The sequence below is a fragment of the Butyrivibrio sp. XPD2002 genome (assembly GCF_000423945.1).
Taxonomy (GTDB): Bacteria; Bacillota; Clostridia; order Lachnospirales; family Lachnospiraceae; genus Butyrivibrio.
The window spans coordinates 41,903-65,875 of record NZ_AUIY01000018.1 but is presented as its reverse complement, the minus strand read 5'-3'; the positions used below and the strand labels follow the sequence as shown (position 1 = coordinate 65,875).

General features: G+C 39.9%; 19 protein-coding genes. 17 read left to right on the top strand and 2 right to left on the bottom strand.

Features of this window, described 5'->3' with window-relative positions:
- Positions 1-50: 50 nt before the first annotated feature.
- Positions 51-1,493: an InlB B-repeat-containing protein gene (locus G587_RS0110375; protein ID WP_026492180.1), complete on the bottom strand. Its 1,443-nt coding sequence runs from the start codon at positions 1,491-1,493 to the stop codon at positions 51-53.
- A gap of 284 nt (positions 1,494-1,777) precedes the next feature.
- On the opposite strand from G587_RS0110375, the gene G587_RS0110370 reads away from it, so the two are divergent.
- The 5 genes from G587_RS0110370 to G587_RS0110350 all read left to right on the top strand — a co-directional run bounded on the left by G587_RS0110370 (position 1,778) and on the right by G587_RS0110350 (position 7,136).
- On the top strand, positions 1,778-1,975 hold the full coding sequence (locus G587_RS0110370; protein ID WP_026492179.1) for a hypothetical protein: 198 nt from the start codon (positions 1,778-1,780) through the stop codon (positions 1,973-1,975).
- A gap of 34 nt (positions 1,976-2,009) precedes the next feature.
- Positions 2,010-2,189: a hypothetical protein gene (locus tag G587_RS0110365; RefSeq protein WP_026492178.1), complete on the top strand. Its 180-nt coding sequence runs from the start codon at positions 2,010-2,012 to the stop codon at positions 2,187-2,189.
- A gap of 665 nt (positions 2,190-2,854) precedes the next feature.
- Positions 2,855-4,987, top strand: coding sequence for a clostripain-related cysteine peptidase (locus G587_RS22335; RefSeq protein WP_035786357.1), 2,133 nt, complete (start codon positions 2,855-2,857; stop codon positions 4,985-4,987).
- Between the two features lie 220 nt (positions 4,988-5,207).
- Entirely contained in the window at positions 5,208-6,278 is a 1,071-nt protein-coding gene (locus G587_RS0110355) for a DUF6077 domain-containing protein (protein ID WP_026492177.1), read from the top strand.
- A 9-nt stretch (positions 6,279-6,287) separates the two neighbouring features.
- Positions 6,288-7,136, top strand: coding sequence for a hypothetical protein (locus G587_RS0110350; protein WP_026492176.1), 849 nt, complete (start codon positions 6,288-6,290; stop codon positions 7,134-7,136).
- A 167-nt stretch (positions 7,137-7,303) separates the two neighbouring features.
- Here G587_RS0110350 and G587_RS0110340 read toward each other — a convergent pair whose 3' ends face one another.
- Positions 7,304-8,212, bottom strand: a complete 909-nt coding sequence (locus tag G587_RS0110340; RefSeq protein ID WP_026492175.1) for a helix-turn-helix domain-containing protein — start codon at positions 8,210-8,212, stop codon at positions 7,304-7,306.
- Positions 8,213-8,502: 290 nt separating this feature from the next.
- Here G587_RS0110340 and G587_RS0110335 point away from each other — a divergent pair, with 290 nt between their 5' ends.
- The 12 genes from G587_RS0110335 to G587_RS0110280 all read left to right on the top strand — a co-directional run bounded on the left by G587_RS0110335 (position 8,503) and on the right by G587_RS0110280 (position 23,963).
- Positions 8,503-10,203 (top strand): hypothetical protein, encoded by a 1,701-nt coding sequence (locus G587_RS0110335; RefSeq protein ID WP_026492174.1) that lies wholly within the window; start codon positions 8,503-8,505, stop codon positions 10,201-10,203.
- A gap of 125 nt (positions 10,204-10,328) precedes the next feature.
- Positions 10,329-11,279 carry an ABC transporter permease gene (locus G587_RS0110330; protein WP_026492173.1) on the top strand — a complete coding sequence of 317 codons (951 nt, stop codon included), beginning with the start codon at positions 10,329-10,331 and terminating at the stop codon, positions 11,277-11,279.
- Positions 11,280-11,289: 10 nt separating this feature from the next.
- On the top strand, positions 11,290-12,156 hold the full coding sequence (locus G587_RS0110325) for a carbohydrate ABC transporter permease (RefSeq protein ID WP_035786355.1): 867 nt from the start codon (positions 11,290-11,292) through the stop codon (positions 12,154-12,156).
- Positions 12,157-12,159: 3 nt separating this feature from the next.
- Positions 12,160-12,930: a rhamnogalacturonan acetylesterase gene (locus tag G587_RS22330; RefSeq protein WP_081673493.1), complete on the top strand. Its 771-nt coding sequence runs from the start codon at positions 12,160-12,162 to the stop codon at positions 12,928-12,930.
- On the top strand, positions 12,927-14,750 hold the full coding sequence (locus tag G587_RS0110315; protein ID WP_242830069.1) for an ABC transporter ATP-binding protein: 1,824 nt from the start codon (positions 12,927-12,929) through the stop codon (positions 14,748-14,750). The genes G587_RS22330 and G587_RS0110315 overlap by 4 nt, the downstream gene beginning before the upstream one ends.
- Positions 14,747-15,916, top strand: coding sequence for a glycoside hydrolase family 88/105 protein (locus G587_RS0110310; RefSeq protein WP_026492170.1), 1,170 nt, complete (start codon positions 14,747-14,749; stop codon positions 15,914-15,916). The genes G587_RS0110315 and G587_RS0110310 overlap by 4 nt, the downstream gene beginning before the upstream one ends.
- Positions 15,906-17,498 (top strand): glycoside hydrolase family 28 protein, encoded by a 1,593-nt coding sequence (locus G587_RS0110305; protein WP_026492169.1) that lies wholly within the window; start codon positions 15,906-15,908, stop codon positions 17,496-17,498. The genes G587_RS0110310 and G587_RS0110305 overlap by 11 nt, the downstream gene beginning before the upstream one ends.
- 9 nt (positions 17,499-17,507) lie before the next feature.
- Complete coding sequence (locus tag G587_RS0110300; RefSeq protein ID WP_026492168.1) at positions 17,508-18,497, top strand: pectinesterase family protein; 990 nt, start codon at positions 17,508-17,510, stop codon at positions 18,495-18,497.
- 49 nt (positions 18,498-18,546) lie between these two features.
- Positions 18,547-19,383, top strand: a complete 837-nt coding sequence (locus G587_RS0110295) for a sugar phosphate isomerase/epimerase family protein (protein WP_026492167.1) — start codon at positions 18,547-18,549, stop codon at positions 19,381-19,383.
- Between the two features lie 131 nt (positions 19,384-19,514).
- Positions 19,515-20,951: a glucuronate isomerase gene (gene uxaC / locus G587_RS0110290; protein ID WP_026492166.1), complete on the top strand. Its 1,437-nt coding sequence runs from the start codon at positions 19,515-19,517 to the stop codon at positions 20,949-20,951.
- Between the two features lie 53 nt (positions 20,952-21,004).
- Positions 21,005-22,489, top strand: a complete 1,485-nt coding sequence (locus tag G587_RS0110285) for a tagaturonate reductase (RefSeq protein WP_026492165.1) — start codon at positions 21,005-21,007, stop codon at positions 22,487-22,489.
- Entirely contained in the window at positions 22,482-23,963 is a 1,482-nt protein-coding gene (locus G587_RS0110280) for a UxaA family hydrolase (protein ID WP_026492164.1), read from the top strand. The genes G587_RS0110285 and G587_RS0110280 overlap by 8 nt, the downstream gene beginning before the upstream one ends.
- Positions 23,964-23,973: the final 10 nt, after the last annotated feature.

Below are 23,973 nucleotides of genomic sequence, written 5' to 3'. Positions count from 1 at the left end.
ATGAAAAACAGACCTTGATCTGTGCTGTTACAGAAAAGGTCTGTTTTATTTTATTTCTTATTTACTGTTGCATTTGTCTGCTTGCGAAGCTTTTGTCCCAGCTTTGCCTTTTTGGCTCCTTTGATAGTAATAGTTGATTCCTTTGCAAGCTTATTAAATGCATTTTTCTTTATCTTAAGTGACTTATTTGCTTTTATAGTGACAGTTTTGAGCTTCTTACAATTATAAAAAGCTTTCTTTCCTATAGACTCTACACTATCAGCAATCTTAAGCTTTTTGATTTTCTTATTTCCCTTGCAGGCATTATCTGCAATAGATTTTACCGGGTATGTTACGCCGTCTGCTGTTACATTGGAAATAGAAGCCTTTTTAACGGCGCCTATTTTTGTCACCGTAGCGATACCATCTGCTCCTATGTAATAGGTGATGCCATTCTGTGTTATAGTCATTGGAAGAGCAGCTTTGCCTGATTCTACCGTCACATTACGGCCAGATGCTGAGTCATCCCCGGGAGTTTCTTTTTCAGGCTCTGTTTCTACGGGCTCGTCGTTACCAGGGGCAGGAGTTTCTACTTTTTTCCACTTTGCATAGAGACATGTATTTGATGTTATAGGCGTATTGAAATTGAATGCCTTAGTCAGTGTCGTATCAGCGTACCATCCGGCAAATACATAACCATCCTTTGTCGGGTTAGCCGGTTTTACTGCATTTGCGCCTTTTGCAACCTTCTGTGCAGGAACGTAACTTCCACCATTTGATGAAAAGGAAACGCTATACCTTAAAACACCATCATCCTTTGAGCCGGGAATTGTCAAATAAATAGTATCAGATGCTACATCCTTTTCCAGATGTGAACTATAAGCTCTTATAGATACTTCCTTTGTATAATCCTCTACCGGGATATCGTAGTGATCCTTGCCATCTGCCAGGAAAAATGACTCAATATCGCTGACGTCATCGTCAATATCAAAATAGCAGGCTCTCTTTTTCCATTTTAGTCTGTAGTACTTTTTCTTTTTTACAGTAACAGGCTTTATGGATGTAAATGAAGGAACTTTCAGCTTGTTTTTGACATTTACACTTTTGCTGGCCATTGTCAGGTGAGAATCCTTTTTATACTGCTCGATGGTATCGTAATTTGGGATTTTGTTCTTGGAATTAAATACATAGATTACATATTCGCCAACTTCTTCATGTGTGCAGACTACCCTTAAACTAATGATCCAGTCCGGTTCATTTGCACCTCTTTTTCCACTCATATTCGACACATCGTGTAAAATTTCTTTTCCGGATGCAGTCTTGTATGTTACAGCGACGGTATAATAGCCCGCTGAGCCGGTTGTATATTTAACGGCTGTTCCATCAAACCTTAATTGTGTTGCCGGTTTCATTTTAGTAGCTGCCTTTGAATGAATTGAAAAGCATCCAAATAAGACTATCACACACAAAAGTGATGTGATAAAGAATAAAAGATTCCCCAAGTATTTCTTCATTATGATGTTCCCCTTAACTTTTCTTCATACTGAATTATTACAGCGTCCCCCACAAGCAAATATTATAACAAACGATATAGATTTATCAAAAGAATTTTTGATTGATTATATAACATACATAACCTATTTATATCTAAAATTGATTGATACGTGTATGAGCGGTGTGAAGTTTCGCATCGCTCTTTTTCGTATAAATCAGTGTAAATCCGCTCTTTTCAGGTGCATAAAGTATTAGAATTCTGATCCCGAGTTATATTTCATTCATGAAGGGAGGTCAGAAGATCATGAAACACGAAAATAACGAATCGACAACGGACATAAGAAGTAAGATATTTCCTGTCTCTATAGGTCTCCTTTTTGGAATTTCATTTGGCACATCCATGCACAGCTGGGTGATGGGAGTTTGTATGGGATTCCTGTGGGCAATTGTTTTTGGCCTATATGACGATGAGGGCCGCAAAGATCAGGAAGATAACAAGTAATATTATAGTTTTAAACTTTGAAAGGAGTATTGAGATGAGAGCAAATATTTCAAAGTGGAATGCACTTGCAGCAACACTTCTGTATGCTTCAGCTGTATTCCAGATAGCAGATAATCATTTTGGACTGGGAGCCGTATTCTTTGTGGCAGCGTCAAGCTTTGCTGTAGCTGCACGTATAAATAAGAAAACAGAACCGGAAAATGAAAAGCAGTAAATGCCCCATAAAAATAATCCCGAGGTCAACGTGTCCTCGGGATTATTTTTGTCTTAGGTCATATTGAATATTTCGGACTGTGAGCCCACCCAATTCTCAATTGAGCACCATCTGTTCACACAATAACACCACTTTGTTTTTTCGACTATTTTCGCGTAGGATTTAGCAGCAATATTGTCTTTTCTACTTGTCCCTGCCTGGGTTTTAGTATTTATCAAGTAGTTTCTGCCTTCGTATTAGCTCTTTCCTACGAGTCTTATCTATTCCTAAGCAATTTTCACGTAGTCGATTGCTTTTAGGTGGTCATTTCCTACGCGAGAAATCCCTGTTTGACCATTTTTCGCGTAGTTATTGCCCGAATGGCAATTTAGGCTACTTGACCTTATTTGATTTCTTTATTAACAGTTAAACATATTGGGCTATAGGCACATGAACATCTGGCATTGACTTCATCTGGATTTACCAAGCAGTTTGTTATGTGTTGAACGAGGGTCACATTTGAGACTATCGTATTTGATATATCGCGGAAAATGGATGCCTTTGTACATAACTTTTTTATAACAAATTAATGTACAATTTATCGGATTTTTATACTGATAGTTCATAATAATTAGTGTCAGATAATATATGTACTGTTGGCTGTGTTTTATTTTGAGGGGGTTTTGATGAAATATTCGTATTGGAAAAGAATGATATCAGTTGTGGCGCTTGCTGCTATGGTGAGCATGTCTTTCACAAATGTAAGCCTTGCTGCGTCGGAAGGTGACGTACAGGAAGAGTCTGCCCAAGAGACTACAGATGAGAGCAAAGACGACGCTGAAGAAAAGGAAGAAGCTAAGGAAGAAGCTAAGGACGATAAAGAAACTTCAGAAAAAAATGCATCCAAGAAAGATTGGACCGTTATGATCTATCTGTGCGCAACAGACTTAGAGTCGAAGGGCGGGCAAGCTTCCTTTAATTTGAATGAAATATCTAAAACAGAGCCTAGTGACTCTGTGAATGTTGTTATACAGACCGGAGGAACCAGGAAGTGGCAAACTGATAAGATAGACATAGGTGCTGACCCTACAAAAACACAGCGTTTTGAGTATGGTAAGGATGGCTTTGTGCTGGTAGATGAAAAACCGCTTCAGAACATGGCTTCAGGTTATACACTCAGCGATTTTATTACATGGAGTACAAAAACGTATCCCGCAGAGAAGTATATGCTTGTGATGTGGGATCATGGCGGTGGTTCAGAAGTAGGTCTCATTTGTGATGAATTGCACGAGAATAGTTTGATGACGCTATATGATATGGAAAGTGCACTAAAAAGAGCAGGCACAGAGTTTGAACTGATTGTGACTGACTGTTGCCTTATGGCTACAATTGAGATGTGTTCATGTGTCAAGAATTATGCAAAGTATCTGGCTGCTTCTGAGGAAGTGCTGGCTGGCGAAGGAACTGCATATACAGGGTGGCTTCAGTTTTTGTATGATGTTCCCGAATGCGATGGAAGAGAAATTGGTAATGAGTTTTGTGATGTTACTACGCAAAAATATGTTGAGGAAGGTGACGAATCAACATTAAAAATGCTTACATTTTCAGTAATCGACTTAAGTGAAATAGATGAGGTAGAAAAGGCCTTCGACGCATTTTTCGACAAGGCACTACAACTTGTTCACAAACCTGAAGAATATAGCAAATTCAGGTATTATGCAGAAAAAGCCGAGCATTATGGTGGGAAAAGTCATAATCTTGTAGATATTGTTGACCTTGCCAAGAAGACCAGAAGAAGCGGAGTGATAACAACAGAAGCAAATAACCTTCAGAAGGCAGTCATGAAGGCAGTAAAGCATAATGTGAAAGGTACAGGAAGAAGTTATTCGCATGGATTGTCATACTACGATGGCACCAGAGCTTTTGCAAGAAATCTTGAGAGATTTGTGCGTGTATCCAAGAGCTGTGCATATCTTGCATATCTTGATTCTGTACATATGGACTGGGATGCTCCTGACTGGGTATATGAAAACAGGAAAAGGGTACCTGACATTACTTACGATGAATATCATGTTGATACAAAGCTTACACTTAATGACGAGGGTGACCTTACTCTTAATGTAACTAATGGAATGCAGGGTATAGTTTCAATAGACTATGTGCTTTACAAGATAGGTAAGGATGGTTCACTTGAACCTATGGGAACCCGTACGGAAATGGGAGGCAGTTTTGATGATGCAAAATTCCCTGCACAGTTTAATGGTAAATGGCCTGTACTTGGTAATTCTTATCTGTATATGGAGCTAGAAAATGAGGCACAGTCATGTAGCAGATACTCTATTCCGGTATATATAGAAAAAGTTGACCCCAATAAATATAATGGTGTGTTACCTATAGATTATATGCAGGGTCAGATAATGAAACTTCTTCTTGCTTATTTTCCGGGTGACGGAGACGATGAAGCAAGCTATGAGCTATATGGATTTTTAAAGAGTGAATATGACGTGGAAAACACAGAAATACCGAGCAGAGGAACTTGGTCGCTAAAGGATTTTGAGGGAGTGACTGTTAGCTTCCTTTACCCCGATATCGACCCTATAACTAAGAATTTTATATATAAAAAGGGAGAGGCTATAGAAATAACAAGGAATCTTCATGTGGAAGAAAAGAACCTTCCTTCCGGAACCTATGGTTATTCCTATGTTATTCAGGATGTGATCGGAAATACTATTAGTACAGAGACTGTTCCATTTACCTTGAAAGATAATAAGGCAGTATATGATTTTGAGGAAGAAGAGGAAGCAGAAGAAGCAAACTAAAACAAATTAAATTCTAAAATATGCACCTTCGAATTAGTGGCTAAAACCATTAATTCGGAGGTGTTTTTGCGTCACTCTTTGGAGCCGACCGGGAATATGGGAATATATATCTTTTGTTGAACGAGGGTCACATTTGTGACTATCGTATTCATATTGATGATTTTTAACATGCTGATATAATTATTTCTTGGGGAATTGTTTAGCGGGAAGGTATGAAAAAATGTTGATGACAATATGGTCTGTAGTCAGACTTATAATTTTTATGCTCATAGTCCCTATGTGTATGGGACAACTATTCAAATTTATTTTGAAAAAAGAACTTAGAACCCTGGGTATTACTTTTGTACTCGGTTTTTTTATCTATTCCGGGATTATTCAGATAATATCCATCTTATGTATTTTGACCGTTGCAAGCAAGCCTAATGCGTTTGAAACTTGCTTCAAGGGGTGTCTTTTAGCGGTACTGTTATTTGCTGTGGCAGGTTGTTTCAGATTTGATAAGAATATGCTGAAAAAGCCAGATATAAAGAGCCTTAGCACGGATACCAGAATCTTTTACGGAATATTTTTTGCTCTTGTAATTTTTCAGATGGTAATGGCGGTTTCAACCAGAATATTTGACGGCGACAATTCGTTTTATGTCACTCAATCCATAATCGCACAAAAAACGGGCGCAATGTATACTGTAGATCCCAATAAAGGTGGAATCATTCCGGTTGATGGCAGGCATGCGCTTGCGGCTATTCCGATGTGGATAGCGTTTATTGCAAAAGCTGCGGGTGTACATTCGACAATTGTCACATATACAGTCTGGCCAGTTCTGATTATTCCACTGGTATATTTTATTTTCCATGAGATAGCTAAAGTACTATTTGCGGATAATACCGCTATGATCCCGATTTTCATGATCATGGTCAATATGCTTATGATCTTTGGAAATGTATCGATCTATACTCCGGCAACATTCTTTCTGATGAGAACCTGGCAGGGAAAGTCCATGCTTACAAGTATCGCCTTTCCGGCTATCCTGTTGATATTTTTATGGATGTTTAAGGAAACAGGGGGAGAAGAGAAGACACTTTCGCAGAAGGCTTCTTTCTGGGGTCTGCTTACTCTTGTTAACATGTTTTCCGGTATGTGTTCAGAAATGGGCGTTATGTTCGGAGCGGGACTTGTTGCGCTACTTACACTTGTATTGCTGTATTCTTCAAAGCGAATGACAGTTCTTCTGGGAGCATTTTGTTCTGTCATTCCAAATCTTGTTTATGTTGTACTTTATAAGCTTATGTGAGGATGATATATGTACGGAATTTTCAGGGAATGCTGGGTTGACCTTAAGAGATATGGTGGACTTGAAAACGGAAGTCTTTGGATGATTTTTTGGCTTCTGTTATTGATATCATCGATTTATTTGATAGTAAAAGAATCTGATGTAAGAAAGAAAATTGTATTTGGAGCGATGCCGTTTGTTGTAGTAGCAGGCTTTCTTTTCCCTGTAACAAAGAAGCTGTTTGTAAAACTCGCGGGGATTGAGTCTGCCAATACATATTACAGAATTCTGTGGATCATCCCCATGTATGTTACTATTGCATACGCTTTTACCAAGTTTATTGCCAGCCTTAATAGTGCGGTAAAAAAGTATGTTGCAGCCTGTGTTTCAGCTTTGATTATTGCAGTCACGGGTTCGTATGTATATGCAAATGAATATGTATATAAGGCGGAAAATATCTATCATCTGCCACAAAATGTTATAGATATATGTGACAGGATTAAACCCACAGAGGATGAAGGAACAGTAAAAGCTGCATTTACTCCGGAACTGGTCTACTTTGTAAGACAATATGATCCCAATATACTGATGCCTTACGGAAGAGACTATGTTGATCATAAATATTACACCGGAGTTCTCAAATTAATGCAGGAAGAAGAAATGAAAACCCAGGAGCTTTTGTATTATACAAGAGCTGATCTGGACAGATATATAATTTTTCCTACTGACAAAAAACTGGATGAGGACATCACAATTTTCGATGTGAAGCTCGTAGACACTATAGACGGATATAATATCTATGAAGATACCCTGATAAGTGAAAACAGGGAAAAAGAGAGAGAAAATTACGTTAACACAAGACAGAACATGTATGAATAATAAGCTTTTATCCGGTGAGCGCCTATCCGAAGATGCTTATAACGGAAAGGCGGAAGATAATATGGTAAAACTAATCAGTAAATGACAATATAGCGCAATATAAAAAGCAGGAGTTTTTGATGCTCCTGCTTTTACTTTAAACTACTTATTGATTGCCTTAACAAGCTTTAGTCATATATAATCTTTTGAGTTGCCTGGGCATTAGATTTATTTTGTTTGGCGGCTTTAGAAAGTTCCCTTGGTGTGATGCCAAATTCTTTCTTAAAGGCTCTGTAAAAGCTTGAGTAGTCGTCAAAGCCATAATTATTACAGGCAAAGGACATGGATTCCCCGCTGAGTATAGCATCCCTGCACAATTGCAGCCTTTTTTTTGCTATATATTTATGCAGCGAAATTCCGAGATTGTCCTTAAAAACATGAGATATGTAAAACTTGCTAAGGAAAAAGTGGTTGGCAATATTGTCCAGGGAGAGATCTTCATCTATATGGTGTTCGATATAATCACATATATTCTGGTACAACACATCCTGTGATATTTGTTTGTCATTAAACTGCTCAAAGGCGAGCCGGTTTATCTTTAGCAAAAGATCAGCAACACTTATTTTTAGCTGACATTCACGTCCAAATCTGGCACTCTTGTCCTCCTCAATTATGTAAAAAAGCTTGGATAGAATGGAGTTGAAGGTAATATGATCCGTATGAATGACATGCCTGGATTCGTTTAAAGCCTTATTTACGCAATATTTGTAGTCTTCTCCAAGTTTTACGAGATCAGCAAATGCAGATTTACTGATCCACAGATCAAATCTTCTATAAGGTACTTCTAAGTCTCGTACAAAGATACCATGTGTAATTCCAGGTGGTACTATCAGAATGTCACCATAGCTAAGCATATAATGTTCATTTTGCACCTGTGCTTCAGCATGGCCCTCCAGGAAAAAATAGAATTCATAGTATCTATGAGTATGAAGACCAGTTCTGGTAGTGGGCTTTGTGTCATGATAGTAATATAGCTCGAAATCAAGCTCTTTCATGTACTGCCTATCATCATACTTTGAGGTTAAGTTTCGTCGCATATCTTAAATCTCCAATATATATGTATAAATGAATAAAGCAAGCTGGTGGCTTGCTTGCAGGCTTTTTGATTCTTTTGCAGATATGATTCTACAACAAAATAGCAATAACTGCAAATAAAGTTTATTACAGCAACATTTGCAAAGTCGAGAACAAGTTATTCATTTTTTTGGTTTTCCTAATCCGATATAATACATCTTGCCAAGGGGACAAAGGCACATGAAAAAGGCACACAGCCACTTTTTATGGCTGATTATGCCCCAAGAAGGAGAAAGGGTATAGGAGGAAAACTATGAAAAAGAAGTTGGTTTCAATTTTGCTTTCTGCAACCATGGCAGCTTCTCTTGCTGCATGTGGGGGATCAAGCGCAGATTCAACAGGAACAGAAACAGCAGACAAGACAGAGACTGCAGCATCAACTGAAGAGGGTGCAGAAGCTGCTTCGGGAGAAGAAGGCTCCACCGAGGAAGCATCAGGTGATACAGCAGAAGCTTCCGATTATGAGCTTACAGACCTCTACATAACAGTGGATGGAACACTTACAGCTAACGTAGATAACGGTCAGGATGCATTTGTAGAGCAGTGGGAGAGCGCAATTTCCGAGAAGCTTGGTAAGAGCATTAAGCTTCACATCAATCAGCCTGAGCATTCAGGATATAAGGATAATGTAGCTCAGCTCCTTACAACAGGAGAACCCGGCGATGGACAGTATCCCGATGCACTAATTATGAGCGCAACAATGCTCAAACAGTATCAGACAACAGGCATTCTTTGGAACATGGCAGATGCATTTGACAATGCTGAATTCCAGTCAAGAATTACACTTCCCCTGATCAATGAGAACCTTAAGCTTGATAGCGGCGAGCAGTATGGCTTTGCTCCTACATACGGTAATGGATGCGTTACATATATTAAGCAGTCATGGCTGGATGAGGCAGGAATAGATGCAGAAAGCATCAAGACCTTTGATGATTACTACAACATGCTTAAAGCATTCACAAAGGATGGAAAGACAGGTGTTATCGCAGCCGGTTTTGGAAAATTTGATGAAGCACCCTATACAAACTATATGCCTGAGTTCTGGCAGGGAGCATATCCTGCAATTTATGAGAAGGACGGCACATGGGTTGACGGATTCCAGGAGCAGGCAACTATAGATGCGCTTGCAAGACTTGCTCAGGGCTATGCAGACGGAGTTATTGATACAGATACAGAGGAAGCTTCTACTAAGACAGCAAGAGAGAAGTGGTTCTCAAATGACCAGGCTACATCCGAAGGTGTATTTACATACTGGGCAGGAACATGGCTTAGAACACTTACAGATAATCTTGATAAGAACGATGTAGATACAGAACTTGGCGATGACAGACTTGTTCAGCTTGCTCCTATTCAGGAGATCAAGGATACATGGGGCGGATACCTTAACCGTGAAGCACCTGTATGGGTAATCACAGATGATGGTGATGGAGACAACAGCCGTGAGCAGGCTATCTTCGATGCTCTTCTTGAGACAATGCTTGATGGAGACAAGATTCAGACACTTTGGACCTATGGTGCTGAGGATGTTCACTGGTCAACAAAGGCAGAGGAATTTGTTCTTAATGCTGATGATCCTGAGAAAAAGGCTGAATACAGCTTTGCAGATGGTGAATTCCATCTTAAGCAGACACCTAATGATCCTAACGCACTTTGGAAGAAGAATCTTCTTGATCCGGTACTTGTTATCGCGCCGCTGACAAATGGGTTCGTTGATACAGATTCCCTTGTAGAGAAAGGTAATAAGTTCTTTACAGAGAATTGTGTAGATGCTCCTGCAGCAGCTTCATCCGAGACTCTTACAGAGGTAGAGGCTGATCTTGCCACAGATAAGACAACTCTTGTAAATGAGGTTGTTGCAGGCAAGAAGACACCTGAAGATGCTATAGCAGAGTATCAGAGCAAGTGGAGTGACACAATTGATCAGATTCTTTCTGAGTTAAACGCAGCTGAGTAATAAACGATAGTTCACATTTCATACTTTTACTACCAATCATTTTTGCTACATAAGGATTATATGGGCATCCGGAATGGGTGCCCATATGGTTTATAAAGAGAAGATTTTTGAAGGGGCGGTAACAAATGGGTAAGACGCAAAAGACTACATCAACAGGGCAGGTTATAAATAAAAAACCTTTGAAAAAACGTATTTGGAATAACAGAGGCTTTTACCTCATGTTTTTACCAATATTTATCTATGTGCTGATAACTCTTTATTGGCCTATGCTGGGTATAAGATACTCATTTTATGATTACACATTAAAGAAAATTGAATTCGTTGGACTTAAGCACTTCGAAAAGATGTTTTCGGATGCAGAGTTCTGGAGTGCGTTTACTAATACACTTTGGCTCTCAATAACAAAATTATTGATTACGACATTTACGGCTGTTATAGTATCAGTCTTTATTAATGAAATGGCAAACCTGTTTGCAAAAAAGGTTCTGCAAACAGTTATTTATCTCCCGCACTTTATGTCATGGACAGTTACAGCTGCAGTATTTACTCTGTTTTTGTCCACTTCATCTACAGGCTTTATAAATGAAACACTTAAGAGCTGGGGACTTATATCCCAGAGTATTGATTTCATGCATGAGACCAAGCTGTGGAGATGGGTATATTACATCGTTAATATCTGGAAAGAAACAGGATGGGGAACGGTTATTTTCCTTGCAACTCTTGCCGGAATAAATCCTGAGATATATGAAGCGGCTGACATTGATGGTGCATCAAGACTTCAGAAAATATGGTATGTCACAGTTCCTGAACTGGCAAATACGATTATTATTGTTCTGATTCTTAATCTCGCAAAGGTACTTAACCTTTTTGAATCTGTATTTGTTATGTATAACAACAGAGTTTTTGAGGTTTCAGATGTTATTTCAACTTATATTTATCGTAAAACCTTTTTGACAGCAATTCCCAATTATGGCTACACAACAGCGGTAGGTTTATTTAAGTCTCTTGTTGGATGCCTGCTGGTAATTATTTGTAACAGAGCAAGTAAGAAGATCCGCGGACGCGGAATAATCTAAGGAGGGTACAATGGCTAGAGCAAAAGAATACGCAGTGGGTCGCAAGAGAAGGACGGACCTTTTCGACGTGATCAACTATTTGGTTTTTATTCTGATCGGTCTGATTGTACTTGTTCCGATCTGGAAGGTTGTTGCAGATTCATTCAATGCTGTAGGAGTATATAAATTCCAGCTTTGGCCCACACAGCCAACGCTTGATGGATATAAAACGATTTTCAGTACAGCTAAGCTGTATAGACCTTTTCTTAATTCAATTATAACAACAATTCTTGGAACAATTCTCGGACTTGTATTATCAACACTTGGAGGATATGTACTGGCCCAGGAGGATCTTCCGGGAAGAGAAGCACTGGCATATTTCCTTCTGTTTACCATGATTTTCTCAGGTGGAATGATACCTGAATACCTTGTAATGAAGAAGCTCCACCTTGTAAACAGCATGTGGATCCTTGTGGTTAAGCATGGTATGAATGTCTACAATCTTGTCCTTATGAGGAACTTCTTTGAGGGCATTCCGGGATCACTATTTGAGGCAGCAAAAATTGATGGATGCACACCTATGGGAATTTTCTTTAAGATTGTGCTTCCCCTTTCAAAGGCAGCACTTGCTTCCATCGGTCTTATGTTTGCGGTAACAGTATGGAATGACTATTCAACAGTTCAGATCTACATCACAAATCGTGACCAGGTTAACTTCCAGTATATCTTAAGAGTTATGGTCATGGATGGTGATACACCTACAACATCCTTCAACGTATCGCAGAATACGCTGTATTATTCAGCTATTGTATGTGCAATACTTCCGTTTATGGCACTTTATCCGTTCCTGCAGAAGTATTTCGTAAAGGGTGTAAATATCGGTGCTGTAAAGGAATAATTTATGCGAATAATATTTTGGGCAGGTGACTCCACCAATACCTGCAATAAGGCAAATAAATACCCCCAGACCGGAATTGCACAGGCCTTCGACAGATATACAATGCCGGATGTAGTAATATACGATCATGCGATAAATGGAAGAAGTACAAAAAGCTTTATTGATCAGGGCAGACTTGCAAGGATTGATGAGGAAATAAGAGAAGGAGATTATCTTTTCATTCAGTTTGGACATAACGATGAAAAGATAACTGATCTTAGCAGATATACAGATCCAAATACGGACTTTATTGATAACCTTGGGAAGTATGTAAATGTTGCCAGAAATCGCGGTGCAATCCCCCTATTTATTACACCGTTGGAAAGAAGAAGTTTTGAGGATGATCATAAACGTTTAAAAATCTCGGAGCATGAGCCTTATGTGGAGGCATATTTTAAAGCTTCACAAAAGTATGAGGTTCCGATTGTCGATTTGTTCAAGGCTAGTCGGCAGTTTATCGAGAGGACAGGTGACGAGGAAACCAAGAAGTATTTTATGCATGTAAAAAAAGGTGAGGTATTCTGGCTTCCTGAAGGCCTTTCTACTGACAATACACACCTTAAATATGAAGGAGCAATGAAGTTTGGGGAACTTCTGGCAAAAGAAATAATTAAAGCAGGAGAGCCCTTTTCATCTCTCATTGATGAAAGTGTCTTAAAAGAACTTGATATGGTTCATGACAGGAATTTACAGGATGAAGGTGTGGCAGATGAGTATGCCGTGGCTGATATGTGATTATTGATGATTATAAGTGGGACTGGAATACGCAAAGCATGAAGGAGATAACGGAAGATACAGCAAAAAGGCTTGAAAAAAGCTATAGAAAATATAAAGCAAAGCCATTACTGGCACTTATAGCTTTTTATAAAGGCTATTACCACAATTTTGTTCTATCGATAATTTTTTATACAGTGAAGCATTCTCCTGTATGGTTAACGCCAATAGTTACAGCCAACATTATAAATTATGTAGTGGATGGATATGAAAATACAACCGGTCTGATTTTGCTTAATGCAGCGGTGCTGATAGCTTTGCTTATACTTAATGTACCGATGAATTATTTGCACATGCATTTTAGAGCATCTGCTGTAAGAAATGTCGAGGCAGGGCTAAGGAGTGCTTTGGTACATAAGCTTCAGACAATGACCATATTATCTGAAAAGGATATTCAGTCAGGGCGACTTCAGTCCAAGATAATAAGGGACGTAGAAGCAATTGAAACGCTGTCGGATCAGATTTTTGTCAATCTGCTGAATATTATAATAAATGTAATTGTAGCATTATCAGTTACGATTTTTAAAAGTAAAGTGGTGTTTTTGTTCTTTCTTTTGATGGTTCCTCTGGCTGCAGTTCTTGTTTACGTTTTTAAAAAGCCGATAAAGGCCCACAATCAAAGGTTCAGAAAAGAGGTTGAAAAGACATCTGCAAAAATATCTGAGATGATCGAGCTTATTCCGGTGACCAGAGCACACGCTCTTGAGGCAGAAGCTACAGACAGAATGGATGAGCAGATGTACCAAATAGCTGCTGAAGGCTACAGGCTGGATATGGTTCAGACTAATTTCGGAGCGGTCAGCTGGGCATTTTTTCAGTTCTTTCAGGTACTATGCCTGGTGTTTACTGCCTTTCTTGCTATGAAAAAGGTTATAAGTACCGGAGATGTGGTTCTGTATCAGACCTATTTCACCACTATTGTCGGCTATGTTACGGGATTACTCAATCTGCTCCCTACAATTTCAAAGGGACTGGAGTCAGTTAACAGTATAGGTGAGGTCCTTGCAGCTGACGAAGTGGAAGATAATGAAGGAAAGACGGTACTTAATGATCTCAAGGGCGATTATTCCTTCCAAAACATGGGATATTCATATCCCGGAGGTGAAATGGCTGTTCTTGAAGACCTTAATCTGGAGGTTAAGAGCGGTGAGACTATTGCTTTTGTTGGAGAATCAGGTGCAGGAAAATCTACTATATTAAATATCCTTATAGGTTTTATGTTGCCTACCAGAGGAAGACTCCTTATCGACGGACATTCGATTGATGAGATTGACCTTAGGAGCTATAGAAGATTTTTGGCAGTTGTGCCACAGAGTACGGCGCTGTTTTCAGGAACAATCAGAGAAAATATTCTCTATGGAAGCACAGGCGTTTCTGATGAACTGTTTGAAAAAGTAATAAGAGAATCCGGTCTTAGCCGGGTTATAGATAAGCTGCCTGATGGTGTAGACACAATTGTAGGTGAGCACGGAGACAGATTATCAGGCGGGCAGAAACAGAGAATATCAATTGCAAGAGCACTTATCAGAAATCCAAAGGTAATCATTTTGGATGAAGCAACTTCTGCCCTTGATGCGATTTCAGAAAAAGAGGTTACGGGTGCTCTCGACTGTATGTCGAAGACCTGTACAACCTTTATCGTTGCGCATAAGCTTGCAACCGTAAGAAATGCTGACCTGATAATTGTAATGAAAAATGGAAAAATAATAGAAAGAGGAACATATGAAGAGCTCATGGAGCTAAAAGGTTATTTCTATTACATGAAGGAGAGTCTTGAATGACAAGGCGGGAAACAGCGGAGCTATTAAATGAATATGTGAATTATCTGATGTCAGGATCAGATCCGGAGCATCCTATGTGGAACATTGAAAAGGTGCGAAGCGGTAAGCCTAATAAATGGAATTACATTGATGGCTGTATGATCACTGCATTGCTCAGACTATATGCAATAACAGGCGAAAAGAAATACCTGGACTTTGCTGATGGCTTTGTTTCATTTTATGTAAATGAAGATGGAACAATAGCTACCTATGACGTAGAAGAATATAACCTTGATAATGTAAGACCTGCCTGTAATCTTTTCTCGCTTTACAATCTTACAGGCAGGGAAAAATATAGAAAAGCCATGGACACGGTGAGGAGGCAGCTTGAGACCATGCCCAGGACAAAGGAAGGGAATTTCTGGCATAAAAAGATTTATCCCAATCAGGTCTGGCTGGATGGTCTGTATATGGCACAGCCCTTTTACATGGAATATGAGAGACGGTACAGAAAAATGAATGGATGTCTTGACAGCTTTCATCAGTTTGAAAATGTGAAGAGGCTGATGAGAGATGAAAAAACCGGCTTGTATTATCACGGATATGATGAGTCCCGGGAAATGTACTGGGCTAATGAGAAGAGTGGCTGCAGCAAAAACTTCTGGCTTAGAGCTACAGGGTGGTTCATGGCAGCTCTTGTGGATACAGCAGAAGCAATGGGAGAGCAGCTCTACTACGAATACAGAACTCTGCAGGATATATTTTGGGAGCTCGCAGACACACTGCTTAAGTACATGGACGATGAGAGCTCTATGTTTTATCAGGTTATAGATAAGGCAGATGAAGCCGGCAATTACCTTGAAACCTCGGGATCAGCACTTATAGCCTATGCCATTGCCAAGGGAGTAAGACTCAAATTCCTGCCGAAGCGATATGCACAGATTGCAGAGAGCATTTTCTTTGGAATAACAAACAGATATCTCTCAAAAAATGAGGAAGGGCTTCCGCGACTTGGCGGAATTTGCCTCGTTGCAGGCTTGGGTGGTAAGGATAGAAGAGATGGATCCCTTGAATACTATTTTGGTGAACCTGTTGTTGAGAATGATGCCAAGGGAACAGCTCCACTTTTACTGCTATATACAGAAATTCTAAGCCTGATAAAAGAAGGAATTTTAGATGAATTTTAATGTGATTGATATCGGATGCAGAAGCATCTGTATTGAACTTGATAATGACTTTTCTTATGAAACAAGGAGCCCTGTAAGGGTGTCCTTAAATGGGAAAATTCTAGGGGACTTTATAAAAAATGTTTTCACTTTAAAAGATCTTTCTCCGGATACTGAGTATGAAATAGAGATAGCTGCAAGCTGTGACAACTCAGATAGAGAAGTGGAAACGGTAAAGACAGTTACAACAAAAAAGGAAAGTGTACTTTTGGAAGTTAAGGACTTTGGAGCTGCCGGAGATGGGGTGACTAATGATACTGTTTACCTGCAGGCGGCCATAAGTGCATGTCCTATAAATGGTACAGTTCATATCGGAAAAGGAATCTATCTTACAGGACCTCTTTTCCTAAAAAGCGATATCAATATATGGATAGATCGAGGGGCAGTCATAAAGGGACTTACTGATCGAAGCCTGTATCCGATTCTTCCCGGAATGACATTGGGAACAGATGAAAATGAGGAGTATAACCTTGGAAGCTGGGAAGGCAATCCATTATCGTCCTTTGCATCGCTGATAACAGGTATAGGAGTGGAAAATGTTCGAATATTTGGAAGCGGAATAATAGATGGAAATGCCGAAAACGGTGACTGGTGGGAAAAGCCCAAGGAAAAACGCGGTGCCTATAGACCAAGACTTGTTTTTTTGAATGGCTGCAGGAATATCACAGTTGTTGGCATTGAGCTTAGGAACTCACCCTCATGGACCGTGCATCCATACTATTCAGATGATATTAAGCTTATAGAGGTATATATAAAGAATCCGGATAATTCACCTAACACAGATGGCATAGATCCGGAGAGTTGTAAAAATGTGCTTATTGCTGGAGCGAATATTTCTGTTGGAGATGACTGCATAGCAATTAAGTCAGGTAAGTATTACATGGCTTTGAAGCACTATAAACGGACAGAAAACATTGATATAAGAAACTGTCTTTTGAACAGGGGGCATGGAAGTGTCACTGTTGGAAGTGAATGTGCAGGCGGTGTCAGGAACGTAACTGTAACAAAGTGTATTTTTGATTCCACTGACAGAGGATTAAGAATTAAGACAAGAAGGGGAAGAGGAAAACGCTCAATAATTGAAGGCATTCGATTCGAAAACATAAGTATGGAGGATGTGAGAATGCCTTTTACTATCAACATGTTTTATTTCTGTGACCCTGACGGCCATAGTGATTATTGTCAGAGCAAAGAAGCTCTTGAAATAACAGACATGACCCCGGAGATTAAGGATATATCCGCAAAGAATATTAAATGTACCGGCACAGAGGTCTGTCTTCTTACAGTATACGGTCTGCCTGAATCGAAGGTAGGAACAGTAACTCTTGAGGATATAGAGGCAGATTATAAAGAAGAGACCAAAAGAGAGGCTGAATATCCGGTTATGATGGATGGAATCGATAAGATGAGTGGCCGCGGAATTTTTGCCAGGAATGTCGGAAAGCTTATTCTGAAGAATGTGCATATCAAAGGATCTGTAGATTCAAAAGAAGATTTAAATGGTGTAGAGCAAATTGAAAAGGATAACCTGATTTTTGGGTGAGTTAAGAGTATGAAAACAGGGATGAGAGTAAATGTAGGACCAGGCGGTGACTATCATACCATAACAGAAGCCATTCAGGCTGTTCCCTATGATATGCCTGCGATTATAAGTATTGCAGAGGGTATCTACAATGAAAGACTACACATTGAGAAAAGAAATATAAACATTGTAGGCTCAGGGATGCACAAAACCATTATCAGAGGAAATGCAAGTGCAGAGGAAATTCTTGAAGATAATTCCAGGCGTGGAACCTTTAGAACCCAGACTTTGTTTATAACAGGGGAGTTTGCACGCTTGTCTGATCTGACCATCGAAAATACAGCCGGCTGGGGAGAGGATATAGGTCAGGCCCTTGCTGTATATTCGGATTCGGACCGGGTGTACATGGAAAATGTGTGCATGAGCTCAAGACAGGACACATTATTTCTTGCACCACATCCTTTGAAGGAGCGTCAACCCGGAGGCTTTTTTGGCCCCAGGATGCTCGGGGATATCAAGAACACAAGACAATACTTTAAAAACTGCGTAATAAAGGGAGATGTGGATTATATTTTCGGGGGAGCTGACGCCGTTTTTGATGAATGCGAAATAGTGTCTATGAACAGGAAAAAGAAGATTAATGGGTATATTACTGCGCCCTCTGAAAATCTTGGAGCAATAGGATTTGTGTTTAGAAACTGTTTTATTCATGGAGAAGAGGGGATTTCTAAGGAGTCGGTATTTCTTGGGAGGCCATGGAGACCGGAGGGAAAGGCTGCATTTTTAAATTGCAGATATGATGAAGCTATAAATCCTCTTAGATTTTGTGAGTGGAATGCAATAGAAACAGAGGACAGTATGGCTGCTTTTGCTGAGTACGGATCAAAGCTACATGATGGAAGACCTTGTGATCTATTGGGCAAAAATAAATGGGTAAAAATATTAGATGATGAGGAAGCCGAAAGAATAAACACACTTGCTGATGAGCTTGTCAGTGAAGTTGATAATTGCAGGCTATAGGCCTGCAATATTTTTAAAGGCTATCCGTTTGATTACAAAGAGGTGAAAAATGCAGATAGGATTACGGGCCCATGATGCAGAATATGCGCCACTTAATGAGCTTATACCAAATATAAAAAAACAGGGATTTGACTGTATACATATGGCACTTTCGAAATCCATAAAGGAGTTCGAAATAAACAAAAGCTCCATGACACCGGGGCTTGCAATGTACATAAAGAGATTATGCGATGAGAATCTTGTAAATATTGCTGTACTTGGCAATTATCTGAACTTAGCTCATCCTGACCCGGAGGCTTTAAAGGAGATAACGGATAAGTATATTGTCTACATGAGATTTGCAGGTATATTGGGGGCAGGAGTTGTCGGAACAGAGACAGGAGCGGTAAACGCAGCCTACAAATACGAGCCCGCGAATCATGATAGGACTGCTCTTGATATTTTCATTAAAAATCTAAAGCCTGTCGTAAGGGCTGCAGAGCAATTTGGGGTAATAGTAGCAATTGAGCCTGTGTGGAAGCATATTGTGTATGGTCCGGAGCAGGCAAGATACGTTCTTGATGAGATTGGAAGCCCTAATCTGCAGATTATATTTGATCCTGTGAACATGCTCTATAAGGGTAATATTGAAAAACAGGATTCGATAATAGTCAAAACCTTTGACATACTGCGGGATGACATAGCTGTTATCCATTTGAAGGATTTTGTAACTGATGGAGATGAACTTATATCGGTTCCTTCCGGAACGGGCGGCCTTAACTACGAATTACTGCTTTCAAAAATAAAGGAATATAAGCCCTTTATACAGTGCACACTGGAGAATACCAAGCCTGAGAATGCAGTAGCTACAAGGGAATTTGTACAGAATCTGTATGAAAAAATATAGTGTCAAAAAGATTGTAAAAGTTGTTTTACTTGTTGCATAAGTTGGTTTAAAACGCCAAACATATATAAAAAAAGAATTTAAGGTACTAACATTGCATTATGGCAATCAAATTTAAGAAGTGGAGACCGGTTATGAAAGAGTTTTTGGATAATGATTTTTTGTTACAGACAGATACCGCTAAGCATCTTTTTCACGATTATGCAGAGGATTTACCGATAATAGACTATCACTGCCATATATCACCTAAGGAGATATATGAGGATAAGCGTTTTGAAAGCCTTGGAGATGTGTGGTTTGGAGGAAAACAGAGCGACGGTTCATTTTTTGGAGACCACTACAAGTGGAGAATTATGAGATCTGATGGGATGCCCGAGGAGCTCATAACCGGGAGAGAGGATGAGCTTTCCAGATTCAAGGGCTTTGCAAAGGCTCTGACAAAGGCAATTGGCAATCCGATGTATCACTGGTGCAACTTAGAGCTTAAGAAGTACTTCGGAATAACAGAACCATTAAATGAAGCTAATGCAGAAGAAATCTGGAATAAATGTAACGATCTCCTAAAAAATGATCCTGACATGTCGGTTAGAGGACTTATAAGAAAGAGTAACGTAGCTTATGTAGGAACAACCGATGATCCCATTGATTCTCTTATCTGGCATGAAAAAATTGCAGAAGATAAAAGCATAGATTTTCTTGTACGTCCTTCATTCAGACCGGATAAGGCTATTAACATCACAAAGGAAGGCTTTGCTGAATATATTGGACAGCTTGCCAGGGCTGTAGGAAAAGAGTCGCTTGATTCAGTTACTGACGTTATAGATGCGCTGACAGATAGAGTAGAGTTTTTTGCCAATCACGGGTGTGTGGCATCTGATCATGGTCTTGATTATATCCCTTTCCGAATGATGAGTATGGAGGAATGTGATAAAGCATTTAAAAAGGCTATGAAGGGTGAGCGCATTACGATAGAGGAGGCTGAAGGATATCAGACAGCACTGCTTCTTGCACTGGGCAGAGCATATCACAGGCACGGCATTGCAATGGAGCTTCACTACTCCTGCCTTAGAAACGTAAATGAGAGAATGTACAGGCTTGAAGGCCCGGATACAGGCTTTGACATGATTTCTCAGAATACCTGCGGCGGAAACATTGCAGCATTAATGTCTGAGCTTGATAAGTTGGGAGAACTTCCGAAAACAATTATTTTCTCTTTGAACCCTGCTGACAATGAGCAGATTGGAACAATTCTTGGATGTTTCCAGTCCTCGGAGATTCCGGGAAAAATACAGCACGGACCTGCCTGGTGGTTCAACGATACAAAGCAGGGGATGGAAGAGCAGATGAAGTCTCTGGCAAGTCTCGGACTTCTTGGTAATTTTATCGGGATGCTAACAGATTCAAGATCGTTTTTATCATATACAAGACATGATTACTTCAGAAGAATTATGTGTAACCTGATCGGAAATCTTGTTGAGAATGGTGAGTACCCGGCCGATGACGAGGCTCTTAAGATGATAGTTTCAGGTATATCCTTCTATAATGCTAAAAGATATTTCGGTATTGGGTGATAGCGATTGTTGTAATCGGAAAAATAGATAAAGTTTTGGGGAGGTTAAGATAAATGGAAAGGCTTAGTTACAAACTGTTGGAAGAACAGGGGTATGACGGATACATACTTAAGGATGCACCGGAAAGAGTCCTTCAGTTTGGTGAGGGTAATTTTCTTCGTGCTTTCGTGGATTATTTCATAGATATCATGAACGAAAAGGCAGGATTTAATGGGAAGGTTGTTCTTTGCCAGCCCATTGCACAGGGGCTTTCTGACATGATAAATGAGCAGGCGGGTCTGTACACACTTTTTCTAAGAGGCCAGGAAAATGGTGAAAAAGTGAGCAGAAAGCGCGTCATATCAAGTGTTTCAAGATGTATAAATCCCTATGATGAATATGATGAATTTTTAGCCTGTGCGAGGAATCCTGAGATCAGGTTTATAGTCAGCAATACAACAGAAGCAGGTATTGTATATGACCCTTCCTGTAAGGCTGATGACAGACCGGCATCCAGTTTTCCGGGAAAACTTACTCAGTTTTTATATGAAAGATATAACAACAAACTTCCCGGAGTGATTATTCTGTCCTGTGAACTTATTGACAGGAATGGAGATGAACTTCACAGATGTGTTAACAGATACATCGAAAGCTGGGGACTACCGGATGAATTTGCTAAATGGGTGTCAGATGAGAATTATTTCTGCTCAACACTGGTTGACCGAATTGTTCCGGGATATCCGAGAGCTGAAGCTGAGTCTATATGTAATGAGCTTGGTTATCAGGATAACTTAATTGATACTGCTGAAGTTTTTGGAGCCTGGGTTATTGAAGGACCAAAGCTTATTGAAGATGAGTTTCCGGCTGTGAAAGCAGATATTCCCGTAATAGTGGTGAATAATGTTGATCCCTATAAAAAGCGAAAGGTAAGAATTCTCAACGGGGCACATACATCTATGATAATGGCAGCCTTCATTGCAGGTAAGGACATTGTCAGGGATTGCATGCAGGACGATGTGATAAGAGGATATATGAATAAAGCCCTTTATGATGAAATTATCCCGGTTCTTACAGGTCTTGATAAGAAGGATCTGGAGGAATTTGCAGCCGCTGTTTCAGACAGATTTGCAAATCCCTATATTGATCACGAGCTTTTAAGCATTTCCCTCAACTCAGTATCCAAGTGGAAGGCAAGAGTTATGTATACGGTGCTTGAATATTATGAGCAAAAAAAGAAGCTTCCTAAAGTACTGACATTCTCGTTTGCAGCGCTGCTTGATTTCTACCACATGGGAGAAGAAATGAGAGACGGAGCTTTGGTCGCGCACAGAAAAGATAAGGAATTCCTGATAAAGGATGACGAGTGGGCGCTTGAGGACTTCCTGAAGCTTAAGGATTCTGATGATGAAATTCTGGCAACTAAGATTATAAATAATGAAAAGATGTGGGGCAAAGAGCTTTCAGAGCTGCCTGGATTCAAAGAGCTTGTAATCAGAGATCTTAAACTTATACGAGAAAAAGGAATGTACGAAGCTATGATGGAGGTACAGGGTGAATAGTATAAAAATACACCCACTTGATAATGTGGTGGTTGCTCTTGCAGATATAGAATCAGGAGATTGTATAAACGCAGATGAAAACAAGCTTTGTGCGAGTGAAAAAATAAGCAGGGGACATAAGATTGCTCTCACTAATATTAAGGAGAATAGCCCGGTTATTAAGTATGGTAATCAGATAGGCATTGCAACCTGCGACATATCGGCAGGAAGTCATGTACATACCCATAATGTTAAAACTGCGCTCTCTGAGGACACAAAGTATGAGTATCATCCGGTTCTAAACAGCCTGCCAAAGCTTGATGGAAAATCCTTTATGGGATATAGAAGACCCAAAGGCAAAATCGGTATCAGAAATGAGATATGGATCATTCCGACTGTGGGATGTGTCAATTCAGTTGTGGAGAAGCTGGCAAAGGACAATCAGGATCTGGTCGGCGGAAATATCGAGGGATTATATGCCTTTACTCATCCCTATGGATGCTCACAGATGGGAGAGGATCATGCTACTACAAAAAAGGTTTTAGCATCTCTTGTAAGACACCCTAATGCAGGTGGTGTTCTGGTGGTATCCCTTGGCTGTGAAAACCTTACTCAGGCTGAGTTCAAGGAGGAACTGCGGGAGTGGAACGGTGAACGGGTAAAATTCTTAACCTGTCAGGATGTAGAGGATGAGCTTTCAGAAGGAAGAAAGCTTCTTGAAGAGATTGCAAGAGCAGCACAGGAGTCGGTCAGGGAAGAAATTGATGCTTCAGAGCTGATTGTTGGATTAAAATGCGGCGGATCTGATGGTCTTTCCGGAATAACTGCTAATCCTGTGGTAGGAAGATTCTCTGACAGACTGATATCACTTGGAGGATCAACTGTTCTGACAGAGGTACCGGAGATGTTTGGTGCTGAATCCATACTCTTTAACAGATGTAAGGACAGTGCGACCTTTTATAAAGCTATAGATATGGTGGACAGCTTCAAGAAGTACTTTGTAGGACATGGACAGGTCGTATATGAAAACCCCAGTCCCGGCAATAAAGAAGGTGGAATTACTACCCTTGAAGATAAGTCCTGTGGATGTGTTCAAAAAGGCGGAAGTGCGCAGATAGTTGATGTTCTTGGATACGCTGAGCCGGTAAAAACTAAGGGCCTTTCTATTTTGTCAGGTCCCGGTAATGATATGGTATCCGCGACAGATCTTACAGCTGCAGGAGCACATATGATTCTGTTTACAACAGGTCGGGGAACACCCTTTGGAGCACCTGCACCAACTGTGAAAATTTCGACTAATACAGCACTGTATGAAAAGAAGGCTAAGTGGATAGATTTTAATGCCGGAACGGTGGCGGAAGGAAAGGAATCCCTGGACGAAGCAGGGGACAGACTTCTTGATTATGTTCTGAAGGTAGCAAGTGGGGAATTTACAAAACAGGAAGAGGACGGCTACCGGGAAATTGCAATATTTAAGGATGGAGTAACTTTATAAATCTTTTGTT